Annotated in this window: 15 protein-coding genes; 3 read left to right on the forward strand and 12 right to left on the reverse strand. The window is 37.3% G+C overall.

Annotated elements, in window-relative coordinates; all coding sequences use genetic code 11:
* Positions 1–4: 4 nt before the first annotated feature.
* The 4 genes from PEDSA_RS05890 to PEDSA_RS05905 form a co-directional block, all read right to left on the reverse strand.
* The gene (locus PEDSA_RS05890; protein ID WP_013632249.1) at positions 5–1,348 is read right to left on the reverse strand and encodes a TolC family protein; all 1,344 of its coding nucleotides are present in this window, start codon (positions 1,346–1,348) and stop codon (positions 5–7) included.
* 395 nt (positions 1,349–1,743) lie between these two features.
* Entirely contained in the window at positions 1,744–2,193 is a 450-nt protein-coding gene (locus PEDSA_RS05895; RefSeq protein WP_013632250.1) for a copper resistance protein NlpE, read from the reverse strand.
* A 148-nt stretch (positions 2,194–2,341) separates the two neighbouring features.
* A complete protein-coding gene (locus PEDSA_RS05900; protein ID WP_013632251.1) occupies positions 2,342–4,537 on the reverse strand; it encodes a glycoside hydrolase family protein in 2,196 nt (731 codons plus the stop codon).
* A 388-nt stretch (positions 4,538–4,925) separates the two neighbouring features.
* On the reverse strand, positions 4,926–6,305 hold the full coding sequence (locus PEDSA_RS05905; protein ID WP_013632252.1) for an exonuclease domain-containing protein: 1,380 nt from the start codon (positions 6,303–6,305) through the stop codon (positions 4,926–4,928).
* Between the two features lie 254 nt (positions 6,306–6,559).
* Here PEDSA_RS05905 and PEDSA_RS05910 point away from each other — a divergent pair, with 254 nt between their 5' ends.
* On the forward strand, positions 6,560–7,324 hold the full coding sequence (locus PEDSA_RS05910; protein ID WP_013632253.1) for a HEAT repeat domain-containing protein: 765 nt from the start codon (positions 6,560–6,562) through the stop codon (positions 7,322–7,324).
* 61 nt (positions 7,325–7,385) lie between these two features.
* Here the strand turns inward: PEDSA_RS05910 and PEDSA_RS05915 are convergent, their stop codons facing one another.
* Together PEDSA_RS05915 and PEDSA_RS05920 are read right to left on the reverse strand one after the other, a co-directional pair.
* A complete protein-coding gene (locus PEDSA_RS05915) occupies positions 7,386–8,009 on the reverse strand; it encodes a DUF6266 family protein (RefSeq protein ID WP_013632254.1) in 624 nt (207 codons plus the stop codon).
* A 329-nt stretch (positions 8,010–8,338) separates the two neighbouring features.
* Positions 8,339–9,277: a sugar phosphate isomerase/epimerase family protein gene (locus PEDSA_RS05920; RefSeq protein WP_013632255.1), complete on the reverse strand. Its 939-nt coding sequence runs from the start codon at positions 9,275–9,277 to the stop codon at positions 8,339–8,341.
* Positions 9,278–10,055: 778 nt separating this feature from the next.
* Between PEDSA_RS05920 and PEDSA_RS05925 the strand changes: the two genes are divergently transcribed.
* Positions 10,056–11,291 (forward strand): MFS transporter, encoded by a 1,236-nt coding sequence (locus tag PEDSA_RS05925; RefSeq protein ID WP_218916229.1) that lies wholly within the window; start codon positions 10,056–10,058, stop codon positions 11,289–11,291.
* Positions 11,292–11,513: 222 nt separating this feature from the next.
* The gene (locus PEDSA_RS05930) at positions 11,514–12,260 is read left to right on the forward strand and encodes a sulfite exporter TauE/SafE family protein (protein WP_013632257.1); all 747 of its coding nucleotides are present in this window, start codon (positions 11,514–11,516) and stop codon (positions 12,258–12,260) included.
* A gap of 66 nt (positions 12,261–12,326) precedes the next feature.
* On the opposite strand, the gene PEDSA_RS05935 is transcribed toward PEDSA_RS05930, so the two are convergent.
* The 6 genes from PEDSA_RS05935 to PEDSA_RS05960 all read right to left on the reverse strand — a co-directional run bounded on the left by PEDSA_RS05935 (position 12,327) and on the right by PEDSA_RS05960 (position 19,068).
* Entirely contained in the window at positions 12,327–13,079 is a 753-nt protein-coding gene (locus PEDSA_RS05935) for an SDR family NAD(P)-dependent oxidoreductase (protein WP_013632258.1), read from the reverse strand.
* Positions 13,080–13,090: 11 nt separating this feature from the next.
* Positions 13,091–14,380, reverse strand: coding sequence for an MFS transporter (locus PEDSA_RS05940; RefSeq protein WP_013632259.1), 1,290 nt, complete (start codon positions 14,378–14,380; stop codon positions 13,091–13,093).
* A gap of 142 nt (positions 14,381–14,522) precedes the next feature.
* Positions 14,523–15,539, reverse strand: a complete 1,017-nt coding sequence (locus tag PEDSA_RS05945; protein ID WP_013632260.1) for a chondroitinase-B domain-containing protein — start codon at positions 15,537–15,539, stop codon at positions 14,523–14,525.
* Between the two features lie 100 nt (positions 15,540–15,639).
* Entirely contained in the window at positions 15,640–16,506 is an 867-nt protein-coding gene (locus PEDSA_RS05950) for an alpha/beta hydrolase (RefSeq protein WP_013632261.1), read from the reverse strand.
* 25 nt (positions 16,507–16,531) lie between these two features.
* Positions 16,532–16,870 (reverse strand): cupin domain-containing protein, encoded by a 339-nt coding sequence (locus tag PEDSA_RS05955; RefSeq protein WP_013632262.1) that lies wholly within the window; start codon positions 16,868–16,870, stop codon positions 16,532–16,534.
* Between the two features lie 50 nt (positions 16,871–16,920).
* A complete protein-coding gene (locus PEDSA_RS05960) occupies positions 16,921–19,068 on the reverse strand; it encodes a heparinase II/III domain-containing protein (RefSeq protein WP_013632263.1) in 2,148 nt (715 codons plus the stop codon).
* Positions 19,069–19,113 lie beyond the last annotated feature (45 nt).

Consider the following 19,113-nt stretch of genomic DNA (forward strand, 5'->3'; position numbering starts at 1 on the left):
AATCTTAATTTATAGTGTTACCCATTGTATTCTGATAGTTATACTGCTCCTGAAGCATTTGTATTTGGTGAAGAATAAAGTTTTGCCGGGCTTGATCCTCGGCATTTACCACAGAAATATAATCATGCGCACTCAGTACACCGTTCTCCAACTGGGCCGCAGATGCCTTCTTCACCGACTCCCTGAGTTTAATGATAGCCTCATCGTTCTTTAAAAGCTCGGTAAACTTTGAAATAAATATCTGTTGCTGCTTTTGAATAAGCCCCATATTAAACAGGAATGTCTCTTTTTGAAGGTCTATCATTGTTTTATTTATCTCCAGTATTTTCTTTTGATTTCCATAGGTATACAAGCTGCCCAAATTCCAGCTCAGTTTTAGTCCACCAATATAATACCAGGCAAAATCGTTACTGAGCATATTTAAACCTGGCCGGGCATATCCCCCTTGAAGAAAAAAGAAAAATCTAGGTCTAAGCTGCGCATTTAAGAGACTTTTCTGATCATCATAGATATTTTGCTGATAATTATACAGCAATAATTCGGGGCGGTTAAACTCGCCTGTCAATACAGGCGAAATTGGTTTTTCAAAAACTGTGTTTTCGTTTAAAGCCAGATTAATAAATTGAGATAGCATCTCCATATAAGCTTTTCGTGTTGCTTTAAGTTCCACCCTAGCCTGTTCCGTCTGTAACTTTTGAGCCATCAACTCATCCACACTGCTCCTATAGGCAACACCATTGGCCACCAAGGCCTTTGCTTTGTCTATTCCATTCTGAATATCCCGTAAAACAAGTTCATTTTGTTTCAACTGTTCATTAAGAAGGATAACGCCAAAAAACAACTGGTTTACCCGGTCATAGAGTTGATATAAATCAACTTCCAAACTTTGTTCCTGAATCTTAGCTGTTGTTTTAGCCATTTGTTTCTGGTTACCAATCATTCCTCCGTCGTAGATCACCTGATCTATCTGCCCGTAAATTTTATATTGATCTTTACCATATTTTGGGACAGAAAATCCAGGAAGAGGTAAAGTAAAAGGGAAACTGGTTACGGTTGACTGATAGGTGGCCTGACCATTTACAGACAGCATAGGAAAATAACCTTTAGCCGCATTCGATACTGTAAATTCAGCCGCCTTTATGATTAACCCTCTTTGATTTATTAAGGGGTAATTATTTCTGGCATATTGGTAAACATCTTTAATATTTAACGTTAAACTCTGCTGTGCATCTGATGAAAAACCTGCTATTAAAACGATTAAGGTGCAAATCAGCATTAATCGTCTAAACCGATTCGAAGTTTTAAATGATGCTTCGAAATATTGAATAACAGATTGACCTTTTCCCATTTTTTCCAACTGAGTTATAAAAAACCGGACGTTATGAATTTAAATAAACTACTTTAAAGCAAGTATAAAACACTTAATAGTATTCAGCTAAGCATATGATTTTCAAGGATTTTTATAATTAAAAACAACTAAACTTTTTGATTGTTTTTTCATTAACTATATTCTCTCAGCTTGTTAATCAGGAATAGCGCTCATCCGACTTCCTCATTATACAGCATATTTATTGGATTGAGACGAGAGCCCCTATTGTAAGAGATAATAAACAAAGAAGATAGTGACACTTACAATCACGGCTGAAGACGCCATTTGAACAGAAACGTCATACTTTGCACCCTTCTGAAGAAGAAGGGCTCAAACAAAGTATAGATTAAAAAATAAAATTGAATTATATATTTTTAATTTTTCTTAAGGATATAATAATCTGCTAGGTTTCCTGTGATTGCGTTGCCATTCTCATCTAATTGTTGAATGTAGCCTTCTCCAACTTTATATTGCAGATTTTCCGTTCCTATTTTTGCTATAATCTTATTGCCACTGTTATTCCAGGAAAATGTTCCTTTTTCTTCCAAAGGCTTGTCCCCTTTACCTACATATTCACTCTTACTTTCAAATGTACCATCATGATGAATAGTAATTGTGGTTTTTATACCTTCGCAATCTGCACAAGGTAACATTCCAGTATAGGTGCCTTCCCAATCTAAAGATGTTCGACTATTATCGGGATAACTGGTATCTGCTGTAACAACAGTGCTATCCGCCATTTGATCGCTTTGCGCAGATCTGTTTTGACAAGAAGCCATTATAAATGCTCCTGCTAAAAAAGTTAAAATAAACTGTTTCTTCATATTTTTTTATTTTTCAGAAACTTCTTCAAAAAGCGAACCATTTATAATTTAAAAAATAAACCCTATCTCCAGTCTCCTTCTTTCCCGTAATGACCTCCAAAATAGCTTTCCTAAAATGAATTCGTTGCTTTTCATAATATGTGTTTAATTACCAATTGATATTTACTTCCTGATTACCACGTAAAGTATATTCCCTGTACTTTTTTGTTGATTTCTTTGCCGGAACATCTCCTTCGGCGGAAGCCTCTAATTTTATTCCTGCAGGCAATTCATCCAACTTAAACAACTCAATACGTAGCAGACAATGCAACTTTTCACTACCCAATATTTTAAGGTGAATATTTCTCTTTTCCTTTGCTTTAAGTTTAATAAAAGGATAGTCAACATACACCATAATCTCCTGCTCCATGCTTTTTACATACTGTCTTGGAATTACACCGAAAGTCAACCCGGCCCCATAAACTTCCTGCCCTACAGAACCCGACTTTTCCCATCCGTCCTGAATATCTTCCAGCGGAATCCAAAGCCCACTGTCCAACTCTCCGGTTTTCACTTCGTCAGAAAGCATTTCCTTTGGAAGCATGGTTGGATAATAAGGCAGTCTATTTTGTGCATAGCGTATAAACTCCGCCAGTAACAATGAAAAATCAGGTAAAACATCCTCCTCTGCCATTAACAAATAGGCTTGTATCGCAGCTACTGCCTCCTGCTCTTCATATACCGCCAGATAAGGCGCATCATTCAATGGGAATAGCGAGAAAAAAGTTGGAAAATATTCTCCATTACCGTAACTACATTCCCATATCCCCATATTCTTAAATAAATTGGCTAAAAACAGATTACTTAGATCGCGATACAGCTTATTACCCGTCTCTTTCCATAATCGGTACATCGCACCTGCCGAAAAGGAGGTATTATTAGCCTGATAAAAAAGATCGAAACCGTATTCAGTTAGCGTATTAGCTGCCTTTTCAGCTTCGGACAAATATTTCTTTTCTCCTGTCAATTCATAAGCCTGTAACATGACATGAGCATATAAACCAGCTACATCTTTCTCTCCACCTTTGCCCGGCGTAGTTTCTTCTTTGATAACCTCGAAGGTTTCTATATTATAAAATACAGGCCAGCGATATTTAAAATGGTGAGCGCCTTTAATTACATAATCCAAAGAATCCATAAATAGCTTCTTTGCACTCTCTACTCCCTTTAATGCCAATCTCGATAAATTAAGTAAGGGATGATAGAGATACCAGGAGTCAATAATTTCAGGAACTTTATGTTCCTCTTCGCCATCCAGTTGATCTTGCTTTGCCGGCAACCAGCGAACAATACATTTTATTTTATCACTATAGAATGCTGGAAGACCATCTAAAAGATGTTTTAGAATTTCCATATCACCATCCTGGGTCCATTCATTATAATCCATTAAAGGCGTTAAAACCGCTAACTGTACCATAATTTCCGGCGGAGTAGCATAATCGCATAGGTATGCATTTAAATAGGGTTTCCCTTCGGAGTAAGACCAGCAACCTTTATTGTGCTGCAAATCCCTCAAATTTTTAGATACTATAGTTGTATAAGCCTGATATCCCGTTTCAGGTTTGGGTAATTGCAAATAAATTTTTGCCAGTTGACTGATAAAGTATTCTGCAATATCAAACTGATTTTTTGGTAAATAGTCCTTAAAAGACACAAATGCTTCTGAAACAATATATTCCTTTTTCGCTTGTATAGGTTGCTTACCAGACGGTAATGCAAAACCCATCTCCGGCCAATCAGAACTTACCGTACTGGAGGCTGAAGTTTTTGTATCTTTAAAATATTCGTTTATAGCCGACAGGTTCTGAAAATAAAATATACCTGTTTTATGTGGTTTCTTTACTCCCAGATATACCAGACCCGAACGAGCGCCAATCTGCCGAACGTAAACCTCTGCGGTATCTCCTTGTCTTATTTTTGGAAATAAGATATCATTAGGCCAAAAAGGAACATTTAAAGACCTAGAGGCTTTTAATTTAACCTGATAATGTAGCTGAAGATAATCTTCCTCTTTATAAAAGTCGATTAACACCTTGTACTCACCAATGGCAGCATTCAGAGATATGTCCACCCCCTCATCTTTCTTCCTGATCTTTTTCAATTTAAGATCCGAAGATGGCGAGAATGCTGTACGGAAATTAACAAGAGTTTGATTTGATTTCTGAACGGTAATCCAAAGTGCACCTGCTGCAATTCTTAATCGGAAGATAAAATCTTCAAATTCCTTAGTATAAATATCAGGTATATCTGTATCAAGCTCTTTTACTGCAGTCGCTCCCCATAGTGAAAAACTGTTTGTCTCCATAGTCTATTTATCCGAATATGATTTAATAGGTTCTATTATTTTAAAGGGAATCTGTTTCGGACAGGGACTTCAAAAAATTTGCCGTAATGCTAAAGTTAAATACCCGTTTTTTTTCACATTATGAAAGCAGGGCCAGGTATAAGTACGCACCGGACTCTGTAAATAATTTCATCAAATTTATTATCTATTCAGATATCAACACATTCCTGCCATAGCAAGTAAAAGAATATATTTTGTCAGAGGTATAGAATAACCTTAGCGGTATTAACAATAGATTTAATTTAAAGCAATTAATAAAATAAATTGTAATATCACCTGTCAATCAGATAAATAATTATTTACATCCCTGCTCAAAAATATAAGATGCCGTAAATAAAAAAGATTAATATTATAGCAATTGCACCTGTTGCGGATAACTGGCAGCGTATTTTTTCACCAATTGGCACATATAGAAATTGCTGTGGCAACGATCCTCCTGTTTAATATAGTCCTCTATACCAGACACAGTTTCATCCGTAGCCATAAAACCCAAAGCATAAACCTTATTGTTTTTATAGTAGATATAGCTTTTTTCATCAGCATTTCTTCCCTTATCTACAACAACAAAACTGGTAACCTGATCTTCCAGCGAAGCAATAGCCTCTTCGATCCTGCTATTATGAACTGCTGCCACTATTTCATTCCGTACCTCGGCATTACTGGCTATATTTACCGGTTCGGTATTTTTACGATCCCGGTAAAAAACACAAAGTCTGCTGTCGAGCCCAAACCGATCTATCAAGCCCAACAGGCATTGAGTAGCTTCAACTACATTATCGAAATAACACAGAGCCCGACTGCCAACAGGTAATCTGCAAATACAAAGTCTGATAAAACCGCTGTTATCCACATAATCAATAAGTCCAAACTTAGGCTCATACTGTTTCAGCGCCCGGTTATATTCAGGCCAGTGTTGTTTAATGTAATGGCATTCCTTTAATAAAGCCATCAATTCTGTTCCCGTTTCCTCAAAATCGATATGGCTGATATTTTTAATGAACAGTTGCCTGCGCTGGCTGGTATTATTACCCGTAAAATGACTATGTACCCGTTTTCTAATATTAATGGCCTTACCCACATAAATCAGTTTCCCGTGTTTATCCCTAAAGAAATACACACCTGGGCGTTCAGGTAGCTGCTCGAATTCACTAAGCGGGACCTGACTTGGCAAGCGGTGTTCCTTATAGCCTTTCTTCAACTGCAACTGTATATGTCCCTCATTATCTGCGGACAATATACGTCCAAACAAAACTGCTGTAGCCCGGGCATCTCCATAAGCCCTATGCCTGTCGTTGATTGCTATTCCCAGGCTTTGGCACAATTTACCCAGACTGTACGACGGTAAACCCGGAAAGCATTTTCTTGAAAGCCTTACCGTACATAATTTTGGTGACCTGAGATAATAACCACACTCCCGCAGCTGACTATGTACGAAAGAATAATCGAAACCGACATTATGGGCCACAAAAATTTTATCCTGCAACAGACTAAATACTTTAGCAGCTACATTTTCAAATTCCGGAGCATCACTAACCATATCATCACTAATCCCTGTTAATACCTGTATATAATGCGGTATTGATTGTTTGGGATTAATTAAGGTATGATATTCCTCCACAACCTGTACACCGTCATGTATCAAAACCGCTATTTCCGTCATGCGGCTACCTCCGGCATAAGCGCCGGTAGTTTCAATATCCACTATAGCATAGTTTTTTCTACCTTCCATAACAACAAATACAAAGCTAATTATTTTAGCAAATAATGTAATATATAAAGTGTTTTATTTTATTTTACTATAAAAATTAATGAATATTAAGCCATTAAAGATTCATGCAAAATCAAAAAATAGATTACTAATATTTTTATCAAGCATAAAAACATCTGCTATACGTCCCCCAGCAATAAATAAAATCTTTGGCGAACCATAGTAAAAAAGCACCAGATTTACCCTATTTTAGATAGCCGAAATACTATTAAACAATGGGATTCTACGAACTGCCAAAAGACGAACGGGCAACTTTAGTCGCTAAAATTAAAGATGATATATTAAAAGATCTTGCAAACTCAACCCATTTAAAAACATTGCAATACTTTTCCGATGAGGATACCTACATCAGGAAATCGGTTTATTTAGCCATCGGAAAAATTTTCTTCGAACAAACAGGACTGCAAAACAAAATTATCCAGCTACTCGATACATTATTCAAAGATGAAGACTTTAAAGTACGGCAAACTGTTATCAATACAGCTGGAGAAATAGGCAAAAAGCAATTTGAAACAGTACAATTTCTTTTCGACAAAGGATTATTTGACAATCACCATTCTCCCCGAAATGCCGTAATAGGATCTATAAAAAAAATGGGGGAAATTAATCCAACTCCGGTATTAAACTGGGCAAAAACATACCTGTGTCATCAGGACAAAGAAATCAGGCGGGAAATTTGCCATGGACTAGAGCTCAGAGGAAGAAAACATCCAGAAGATATTTTGCCCTTACTGCAAGAACTGCAACACGATAAAACCAAAAGAGTCAGAGATACACTGGTGCATGTAATCGGGCAAATTTCCTATAAAAAAAATTGCCTTCAAAAGGTTATATCACACCTGAAAACCTGGGAAAACAAAGCGCTGATTGCAGACGCTCTGGAAGAGATCATTGATGTCCACCATCGCTACCGCGACTTCGCCGTCATGACTCAGGATCAGGCCAGACAATACATCGAAAACAATTACTCAATTGAATAATATAAGCAGTAACTCCTATCTTTTATCTGGAAAGATTCGCAAACTGCAGGCTTTTCTAAACCTACAGTTTCCCTAAATACACACTATCCGACTGACTGCTCCTGTCTACCGCACAAAATGCCAGATAAACATGATAGCCCTCAAAGCGCTCATATACTTCTAATACCGCTTCTCCGATATACCTGAAAGGACCAGTAATTACAGCAAAACAATTCTCGCTCTCCACATGATAGGCCAATAACATCACCTGATCATAAGAACTTGTACCTTTCACTTGATTTCTGTCCCAACTAAATTTTATCTCATTGTCTTGTATTCTCTCTGCAACAATATTTTCGCTTAAAGGTAAACTTCCACTACTCACTTTCATCTTTTCAGGGTCTATCTTATGTTTACCATCTTCAACGGTCATGGCATGCTTCATAAGATAAGATTTAGCAGCAATAAAGCCTTGTGCAGTATCGCTATAGCCTTTAAATCCTTCCCGTACAAAAAGCAGTAATGGTTTTAACCAGGCTTGCGCCAACGAGAACTTCTCTCTGTTAAAGAGTTCTTTCTCACTTACTTTTTTGGTCCTTCGTTTATACGGACCTTTAATAAAAGCCTTACCATTTCTTGTAAACCCGATTACGGAGCCTACTTTTCCCGAAAAAGCCCCATTAATGTCTTTAAGTAATCTTCCCATACCATGTCTTTGATTAAGATAAAAGATTAATATACAAAGGATTAGACAAAAAAGCAAATTAAACACGTTATAAACCCTGAAGAAACAGGGAGTAAACAGGGATATTCACCGTCTTTTATCCCTGATTAATCTGTCTTTTATCCGAGTTTAATCCCTGTTTATAGTGAAACTGTTCTAAATATAAGTCGAATCTGTAACCCAACAGATATTGACTCAGATAATTTTGAACAGGCCGTATAAGACCTTATTATAGTGAATAGGATATCGGCCCATCGGATTGATGTGGCTTGTTTGCTATCGCTAAGAAATGATAAACCGATTAATCGGTTTTATTTACCTAAACTGGAAACATAGTTTCTGTATAAGGTATCGAAACACGATTTCATCTCTTCCAATGATGGATAGGCACTTTCATACATAAAAGCCCCTTTATAGCCCGCTTTGTAAAGTGCCGAAAAGATAGCATTCCAATCATTCTTACCTTGTCCGGAACAAGGAAAATAATGCCTTTCTGCCAGTCCATCACCATCTGCAATGTGTACCGACTTTAATCTCGCGCCCAAAGCATCAATCAGCTTTTCGGGTTCTTTGATATGGTTCATATCAACAGCGGCGTATATATCTTTCGGCAAACGCGCCATGAGTTCCGTCACTTCTTCTACAGATCTGCAAAGTGGTCTCTCCTGTTCTGCGCTTTTAAGCAACTTGGGGCCAAGCATATTTTCAATGACCATTTGAGCCCCTATCTTTTTCACAGACTTATTCAGCTCCACTGCAGATTTTATCATTTGGCTTTTTCTCAGTTCGCGTTCATTAAGTCCCAGATACCAGCTTGGATGGAAAAGTATAATTTGTGGCTTAAGTACCGCTGCATGCTCTATTATTTTTTGATGATTGGCTATGACTCTGTTTCGTTGTTCATCGTCTCCGAGAGATATATCATCGTCTTTGCCAAAAGGCATATGCAACGACCAAACTTTAATACCGGACTGGTCCGAAACTGTTTTTATAAATTTCATCCTGTACTCCAGCTCTTTATCACTAAGCTTTATTTGTTTGGTGTCTTTGTCTATTAAAGTCCCTAATCCTGATATCTCTATATAATCTATACCAGCTGCTTTTGCTTTATTGAGTTCTTCTAATGTGATCTTGTTAATGCTCAGAGAATAGCCTAACTTAAATGGTTCCGGCGATTTCGTGTTTTTAGCTAATGCGGATTGAATTACTGTAATTGCAACTATTGCTAATACTTTAAGTCTTAAAATCATCTAAATAGTGTGTTTTTGAATACATAGATACAAATATTTCATTTATGATTTTCGATATTTTTCTATTTAATACTAAGTTAATGTTTACATAAAGTACTGGTTTTACTTTTGGGAAGCTTTAAAAAACTTATATATCTAATCCTTTCCTAAACACTTTTTATTTTTTGGATAAAGAAGCTGTCTAAAAAGGTTATCGAATACTAAAAAACGCGTCATTGCGAGGAAGTATGACGAAGCAATCTGCGTTTTTGACATCATTAGATTGCTTCGTTACCTCGCAATGACGATGATGTTTGGCTTTTTAGACACCCTCTTTTTTGCGTTCCTGGGAATGGTTCTCTGAATTGGCCTGTATTGTCCTAACTTTCCACCGCATCATCCTGGATGTAGTCGAAGCTGGCCTATCTTCTCTGTCCCATATCGGTCGGCAGGGATCTCACCTATTTTCTTGCGCTTAGGGTTCTCCGTCCTCAGTAGCCGGATAGGCCAGTTACTTTTTTCAGAAGATCTTTATATTTCTGTTTGGCCTTCAAGAATGCTGAAGCATTTTTCCAACAGCTGAAAAAAGCGTCAGCAATATTAGTAGAATGCCTATTCCGAAGAATTAAATATCTTTCCCTGACTTCAAGAATGAAGATTATAACGTCTTATTCCCAAACAATACATGGCAAAAATCTTTACTTTAGAAAAACTAACATTGTCTCTCAGATGTAAATTAGCTGATACGAGAAAGAAATGAATAACAAAAATCCGTTATTTGTCCAACGTTTATATCCATATGATAGGCAAAATCATCAGAACTTATTCAGAGTCTTATAAAGGTCTTTCTAAAGAATCCTGGATGCTGGCTATTGTCATGCTCATCAACCGTTCTGGTTCTATGGTTTTACCTTTTTTAGGAGTTTATATGGTTGATAAACTGAATTTTAGTATCGCACAGTCTGGCTTTGTACTAAGTTTTTTTGGTATCGGCGCAGTTGTAGGATCGTGGCTTGGAGGAGCGATAACCGATAAATTTGATGAATACAAGGTACAGGCCTATAGTTTATTTTTAAGCGTTCCATTTTTTTGTGCGTTGCCTCTTTTCACAACTGTAGGTTCGCTTGCTTTAATGATCTTCTTGCAAAGTGTGGTGAGCGAAATGTTTAGGCCTGCCAACTCTGTCGCTATTATTAAATATGCTAAACCGGAAAATATTACTAAATCTTTTTCGCTAAATCGGATGGCCATAAATCTGGGCTTTTCTATCGGTCCGGCTTTAGGTGGTATTTTATCTGCTATTTCTTACAATTTCCTATTCTTTTCTAATGCTTTCGCTGCATTAATTGCAGGTTTGGTATACGTATATTTCTTTAGACGGCGGCATTTAATATTTAAACGAAGGGCTACTATCAGAAAAAATACTGTGGAAACTTTTAAAGGCCCTGTTGTCAAAAAAAATTCACCTTACAGAGATTTTAAGTTTATACTGTTTAGCCTGCTGTGTACTTTATTCTCTATTTGCTTTTTCCAGTTTCTGAATTCACTGCCTTTATTCTATAAAGAAGATCTGGGTTTAAGTCAGCAAACCATTGGTTTATTGCTTGGTTATAGTGGAATCGTTATTGTTTTATTTGAAATGGGTATGGTGAATATTGCCGAAAGGAAACTCAGTACTGCACAAACAATGTTATACGGCACCATACTTTGTGCGCTGTCTTATTCTCTTATTGGCTTTAATCACCATATGGTCATTCTTGTTGCCTCTGTTACCTTACTGAGTCTGGGAGAGATCTTGATTTTGCCGTTCATGTCTACCGTAACCGCTTTAAGGGCTGATAAAAACAATCAGGGTGCTTACATGGGGGTCAATGGTATTTCTACTTCGATAGCCTTTATTGTTTCTCCGGTTATGGGTGCAAAGCTTGCTTCTATGTTTGGCTTTGATGCGCTTTGGATTGGTAGTGGTTTAGTTTTGATCTTGGTAAGTATTGGATTTTATTTCAGTGTTAAGGGGATGGAGAGGAAGTTTTAATAGTAGTAGAATGTCTATGCAAAGAAAGGAATATATACCCCCCATAGCTTGTTCCACTGTCCTTATCTCTCTCTACCTCGTCCTGAGCGCAGTCGAATCCCGCCTGCCTTAGCTCTGTCTGGCATCGGCAGAGGGATCTTTCCCGCATAGTGTTAAAGAACCCCGTGTTTAAGAATTGGATTTACTTAAATTTGAAGTTATACAAATGACAAATTTTAGCAGATGCTTCTTACAATTACATTCATCCTTATCATCAGTTTTATAGCTTCATTAGTACGTTCGACATTAGGCTTTGGCGAGTCATTAATTGCAGTGCCCTTATTCCTTCTTTTTTTGCCTGTGGAAACCGCGGTACCATTATCCGTTATGTTATCTATTGTCATCGCACTGGTGATAGTTATACAAGATCACAGTAAGATTCACTTTAATACTGCAAAATGGTTAATCTTTTATGCTATACTAGGTGTTCCATTAGGTATCTTAATTCTCATTTATGGAGACGAAGTTTTAATTAAAATGGGTCTTGGCATACTCATTATCCTTTATTCCTTATATTCTCTTTATATCAAAACCAATAAAATACTTAAGGAAGATAGCAGGTTCTGGCTTTTTGTTTGTGGATTTCTATCGGGAGTATTTGGAGGGGCCTATGGATTAAATGGCCCGCCATTGGTTGTTTACGGAAATTTAAGACAATGGAGTGCAAAACATTTCAGGGCTACTTTGCAAGCATACTTTTTACCCGTAAGTTTTGTAAGTGTAATAGGTTATTATGCTAAGGGACTGGTTACTACCGAAGTAAATTTCTACTTCATGCTTTCGCTGATAACAACTATTCCCGCAATATTTTTAGGCAGATACCTAAACCATCAGCTGAAAGATGGCACCTTCTTTAAGTACGTTTACCTGGGGCTAATAGGCATTAGTATAATACTGATTGTTAGCACTTTGTATAATTTAAAACAATAGAAAGCAAAAAGGGGACTGTTTATTGCAGTGCCCCTCTTTATCAAAACCAAACACGTTGAATTTAGCTTAAGAAAAAGCTAAACCTCCGTTAATATCAATATTATTTCCATTTAGGAAGCTCGATTCATCAGATGCTAAGTAAACAACTAAATCTGCTACTTCATCAGGAGTTCCTTCTCTTTTTAAAGAAGTTGCATTTGCAACGTTTACTCTGGCTTCTGGTTTTGTAAAAGTATCATGGAAAGCTGTAGCAATCATACCTGGTGCTACCGCATTTACTCTGATATTTTTAGGTCCCAATTCTTTAGCCAAAGCTCTGGTATAAGTCATTACGGCACCTTTGGATGTTGCATAAATACTTGCACCCGGACCACCGCCATCTCTGCCCGCTAAAGAAGAAAAGTTAATAATCGATCCACCGGCAGGCATAAAAGGAATAACTGCTTTTACCGATAAGAATACACTTTTTAAGTTGATATCCATAATATGATCGAAGAACTCTTCGTCTATTTCTAATGTAGTTTTTCTTGCAACCAATCCACCCGCTACGTTAGCTAAAATATGTATTTCCTCTCCAAAAGCTGCTCTCGCCTCTTCTACTAATTTAGCTACATCAGCAGCTTTAGATACATCTCCTTTTACAATAATTCCCTCGCCGCCTACTTCTTTAACCTGTCTTAAAGTTTCTTCTGCGTTGGCTTCATTGCTTAAGTAGTTAATTACAACTTTTGCACCTTCTTTTGCCAACTTTACCGATACCGATCTACCTATGTCTCTAGATCCGCCTGTTACAATTGCTACTTTGTTTTTTAAACGCATAATTTTTGTTGTTAATTATTTATTTTTTTTGATGTTATATATTTTACACTAACCCACGCTAAAGGAACCAATACTGCTGCCAGCACAAAGAAGGATACGTAGCTTGTTTTTGTAATGATAGGCACTGCCCATGTTGTTAGCAATGTTCCCACTACTGCCGCTGTCCCTCCCATTCCGGCTACCGTTCCAACGTTTTTACCATTAAAATAATCGCTTGGCAAGGTTTGTATATTTCCAATCAGAAACTGGAATCCAAACAGTGTTAAACCAATTAATACCATAGCGAACATAGGCGTTTCTTTGAGGTTGCCCAGGAAATAAAGAATAGCAATAAGAGATAGCAACATGATGGCCGAACCTAATGCTATAGAGTTTTTACGGGCCTTTTCGGCATATACGCCTCGCTTTATTTGCCAGGAAGAATGATAACCACCTGCCAAGCTTCCTATTGCAGCAAATAGATAAGGTACCCATGTAAATGCGCCTATTTGTTTAATATCAAACATAAACTGCTCTTTCAGGAAAGTAGGTAACCAGGTTACGAAAAGCCACCAGACAGGATCTATAAAAAAGCGTCCCATGATTAATCCCCATGTGCTTCTGTATCTAAGCAGCTCTTTCCAGGTAAGCACTTTTATTTCCGCTACAGGTTGCTCAGTTGCCACAACGGCTGTTCCTCCCAAAATATGCTGGCGTTCCTCTTCTGTAATCCATGGATGCTTGTCTGGTGTTGATTTATTGACGATAAGCCAAGGAATAATCCAGACAAAGCCTAATACCGCGATTAGAACAAACGTAGCTTTCCAGCCGAAGGCAATGTACAGTAAAGCTATAATTGGCGCAGAAACTACAGATCCCAGAGAAGCACCTGCTCCAAAAATACCCTGTGCAATTGCGCGTTCTTTTGCCGGGAACCATTCTGCATTATTCTTTGTTGCTCCCGGCCAGTTTCCGGCTTCGGTAAATCCAAGCAGAAATCTAAAAACATTGAATGATGCCAATGATCTTGCAAACGCATGAAGGGCTATGGAAATACTCCATCCAAGAATAGACAGTGTCATCCCTATCCTGGTTCCCACTGCATCCATTAGTTTTCCCGTAAACGTTTGTCCAAGGGCATAAGCGATCATGAAAAACGTGGTAATCAATGCCAGTGCATTTTTGCTATCAACATCCGCTATACCAAAATCTTTATAGATATATGGCCATAAAATATTAATTGCACTTCGGTCTATATAATTGATTACGGTAGCTATCGCTATCAATGCTATTATATACCATCTTAGTCCTTTAACTTTCATTGATATTATATTTTATAAAACCACAAAGGGCGCAGAGTTTGTTGTTAGCGTTTAGTTGTTAGTCCAGTATCTTTTTGTTAGACTTTTAACTTTCTACCTTATTCAACCTACTTTCTAATCTGTGTACTTTATGGTTATCTATTTATTCGCTAAGCGGGATATTAGCTACCCCACTTTTAGCATTAATTACTTGATTATCTGAAAACACTTTGTTACCAACTACAGCGCCTTTACTGCTTTTTAGCCTGATATTAATACCATAACCATCTGCATTTACTTCGCAAATATTATTTTTGAACTCGTTATGATTTCCCCATCCATCCACAGCACAATTCACCTGATAACCATCTAACAAAGCGGAAGGCTGAGTGTTAATTCCTTTATTTCTTTCTATCAGATAGTTATTCCCTTTTACATCAATCCAGCTATCGGCGCTATTCTCTCCCGAAATTCCTTCTGAATAGAATGTGTTTCCCCTAATAATTCCGCCTGTTGTACCCTCTTTGATATCAATACACTCCGCAGGCACATAAGGTCCAATAACGTTATTGATTATTGCATTTGAATCGCACCTATCTGGTTCTCCGTTGGTATATCTTGCCCAATTGCTAACCGCGGATCCGATATACACCCCTTCTCCGTAACCTGGCCTTAGCAATCCAACATGATGTATCTTTGAATTTTGAAGCTTATTGTTTGAACTGAATTTCCGGAAATGTATTCCCTCTTCACCTATTTGCGTTACTTCCAAATCGTCTAACAGGTTATTGCTTGCTCCATCAAGAATAATTCCTTTCAAACCACCTTTCACCATAAATCCTTTAATTATCCAGTTACTTGCCTGATGATGCAGCACATAGCCATTATCGGTTTTTCCAGTCGTTAAGACACATTTTTTTGTCCCAATTAATGTAATGGGCTTTTCTTTTGTTCCATTTGCATTTGCTGGAATTACAAACTTGCCCATATATTCACCGTCTGACATAACTATAGAATCTCCGGGCTTAGCTATTTCCAGTACATTCTTAAGCTCTTCTGTATTCTTAACGGTAATCAGCCTTCTGGCGCTTTTAGTTTTCTTAGCTGTTTGAGCATAAGAAAAGCAAATAGAAATAGCTATGCAAAACGTAGCGAGTAAATATTTTAAGCTCGATTTCATATCCTTATCCAGAGATTTATTATTAGAAATAATTAATGGTTATTTTATCAACTTTGCAATTCAACTCTAAACTTTTCACTTTCTACTTTCTACTCTCTACTTACTTATGAACTCCAACTTCTTTTAAGAAATCAATAATTGCCCGGTTTACTTCAGAATTTTTCTCTTTATCGAATTTACCGTGTTGCCCGCCTTCTACTGTGATGAACTTATTCTTCACGCCCATCTCGTCTAATTTCTTTTTCAGATCTACAGATTGCTGATATGGTACTATCGGATCTGCATCACCATGTACAATAAAAACGGGAGGACTATTTTTCTTTACATAATAAATTGGGGATACAGATTTGGCGAATTCTGCGTTTCCTGCTTTATCTCCAAGCCATTGCGTAGCAGATTTACTGTTCCATGCCAGCACTTCTGTAATCCCATACTTATCTATTATAGCAGCAACTTTTACATCTTTTACTCCTTTACAGTTTGTATCGAATCTGGAATCGTTCCCCAATAAACCACCCATTAAAGCTAAATGTCCGCCTGCCGAGCCACCCATAATGACAATTTTATCGGGATCGATATTTAACTGTTTTGCATTTTTAATCAGATAGATTAAAGCACAACGCGTATCCTCTACTGCCGCCGGAGCTGTTGCTACCTGTGATAGTCTGTAAGCAATATTAGCTACCGCATATCCCTGTTTAAAGAAAGACGTGAATCCGGTCTGTGATTCTTTGTTTCCTTTATTCCAGCCGCCACCATGGATATTGATCACAACTGGTGAAGGACCTTTTTCTTTAGGTGGAAGATAAAGGTCCATTTTTCCTTCCCAGTCATTAACTTTTGTATAAACTATGTTAAGCTGTTCGGTAAATCCTTCCGGATAAACTACTTTTTTTTTTATTTCTTCTTCTTGCGCCTGTGCTACACCCACAGAGACGATAAGGAAGAAGGATAATATCTTTTTCATATTTGTTTTGGCTTTATTTGATTGATTACTTCAAAAAATCTTCCCGAAGCGGAGTAAATACATCTATTAGTATTCCTGGTTCTACACAAACACAACCATGTATAGCGTGAGGAGGTACGTAATAACCATCTCCTTTTTTGATGATTTTTTTCTCTTCACCAATAGTCATTTCGAAAACACCGCTTTCCACATAAGTTACCTGTACATGAGGGTGCTGATGAAGTGTTCCCACGGCTCCAGCTTCGAACTTGGCTTTTACCAGCATGATTTGATCGTCATAACCATATATTTTTCTTTGAATCCCGTTACCCAAATCTTCCCACTGTGTTTCTGCTTCTATCTGAAATAATTGTCCTTTTTCCATCGTTTTATATTTATATTTATTTTAGTTTAAACGTATTATCTAATACTTTATCAATTACCATTTTCAACCAGTTCTGTAAATCGCTTTTGATCTGTATAATTGATTTTGTAGGTATAAGATTTGCCTGCATATTTAAATGAAACTTCGGCACCGTTCTTATTGGAATTCAACAACTTTAAATCGCTTAATTTACTAAAAGCTGCATCTACCGTTTCATTAATCGGATCTATATTTCCATGCGTTTCTGTAACTGTTACAAAAGTTTGTGTTTTTGCCTTCGGCTGGCTTAACATAAACGATTTATCCGCTATTAAACTCATTTCAGGATCGTTTGCCCCTATACTCAGCATTTTTACTGTGAGCGGACTTTCACTCGTAAAATGTGTGGTATAAAATCTTTTGTTATTTAATATACTGATATAACCGCTTCTTGTATCCAGTTTATTTTCTGCATTGAGCCAGATATGCTGGTATCCATATTCTTGTCCCAGCGGTTTCAATTCTGCGGTAAATACTTTTGGTTTGAAAGATGCATCTATTAAATGCCCTTTGTACCAGAAAGGTAAATCATACTGATGCTCTTCGTTTGAGTTTACAAAGAAAACATCTAACAGCAATTCTTTTTTTGTATGCGGGAGTTTTACCAACGCAGAAGTACGCAAAAGATTTACTCCGTCATAAGCATTGGTCTCTTCGGCACTTACTATTTGCATTTGATTATTCTTTCCAAAATAGATCAGGTTGGGACTATGCTTTTCTGCTTCGGATACTTTTGCCTGATATTGGGATTTCTGGTCGACAACAACTGTATTATGCGCCACCGTTTGTTTAGCCCAGGAATCGTTTTCCGGCAAATAATGTCCTCCTCTTTTAGATTCTATATTGATAAATCTGGATGCTCCGTAGTCGAAGAAAATTTCGGTGTTATTATCGTAATAAAGTATATTTAACCGATCAAAATGTCCATGTCCCATACCTTGTGAAGCAGCTTTCATTAATAAACATTGCTGATCTTCGTTGGATCCGCTCCTGATAATTCCGAGACCTCCTTCATCTCCCTTTCCTCCATCTTTGATCCATTGGGAAACGTAGTTAAAAGGTTGACTTTTTCCCTCGGATATTGCTTTCGCCACAGCTAGCCCGGCATCAGAAACTATAACTTTCTTTTGTCTCTGAGCAATATCTAATAAAAAGGGCTCGGCCTTTATATCAGCGTAAGCTAAATCTAAACCATACACCAGTTCTATGGTTTCGTAAGTTTTGTCTTTTATCGCGTCGTTGATCGGGAAAAACGTACCATCTGTATAAGTAAGCTGTAAAGAGGTATTGATTGCTTTTACCAATAATTTATCTCTGTAATCGAATATTTTGAGGTTTGGCTGGTAATTGTTAATCGCTTTTGCAAACAAAACAAATGGCAACAAGGCATATCTTTGATAGTAAGGCCCTTCCATATAATATCCGTCTGGCGAAAATAATTGGTTTATTTGCGCGAGATAGCCCGACTTACCATCTTTTTTGGATCCTTTTAAAGCCATTTCAACATAATTGGGCTTATTGAGGACATAGCCAGTCATCCCTACCGCCGCCACATTCCAGGTTCCGTGGTTATGAATTTTATTGAACGTGGTATAACAATCTTCTGTTAGGAACTTTAAAATCGGCACAAAAAGCTGGTTTTCTATGGTAGATCTGTCTTTTGATGAAATTGCATCGTAAACCATGTCGTACCCCTGAATAACATAAACCTGCCAAACACAATCGTTTAAAGCTTGCCAGAATATTTTCCCTCCCTGATGGTTTTGTTTCGCTTTGGGATGCAATGGCCATTTTTTATATTGTGAGGCATAGTTTAACAGCATATCTTTCACATAATTGGCATATTTTACGTCTCCGGATATCTGATAAGCCACCGCACAATTTAAAATGTTATTATAATTTTTTTTATGTTGTTCATGAGTAACGCCACCACCTCCATCTGCCGGTAAGGGTACAGAAATGGCCTGGGTTAAGGCGATATCCGCCTGTTGTTTGATATCTGAATACGATTCTTTGAGTAAAGGATAAGTTTCGGTTCCCTTTCTTACTGCATCAATATTCGCTTTGGTAAGCATAATATTAGGATGCTGTTGTGCATGGGTATTAACCTTGAACGAAAGACATAACAATACAATTACCACTTTTTTTAAGTAGTTCATAAACGATATTTTAAATATTAAATAAACAGGTTTTTACCTACCCCG

Origin of the sequence: Pseudopedobacter saltans DSM 12145 (assembly GCF_000190735.1) — a bacterium.
Lineage (GTDB): Bacteria > Bacteroidota > Bacteroidia > Sphingobacteriales > Sphingobacteriaceae > Pseudopedobacter > Pseudopedobacter saltans.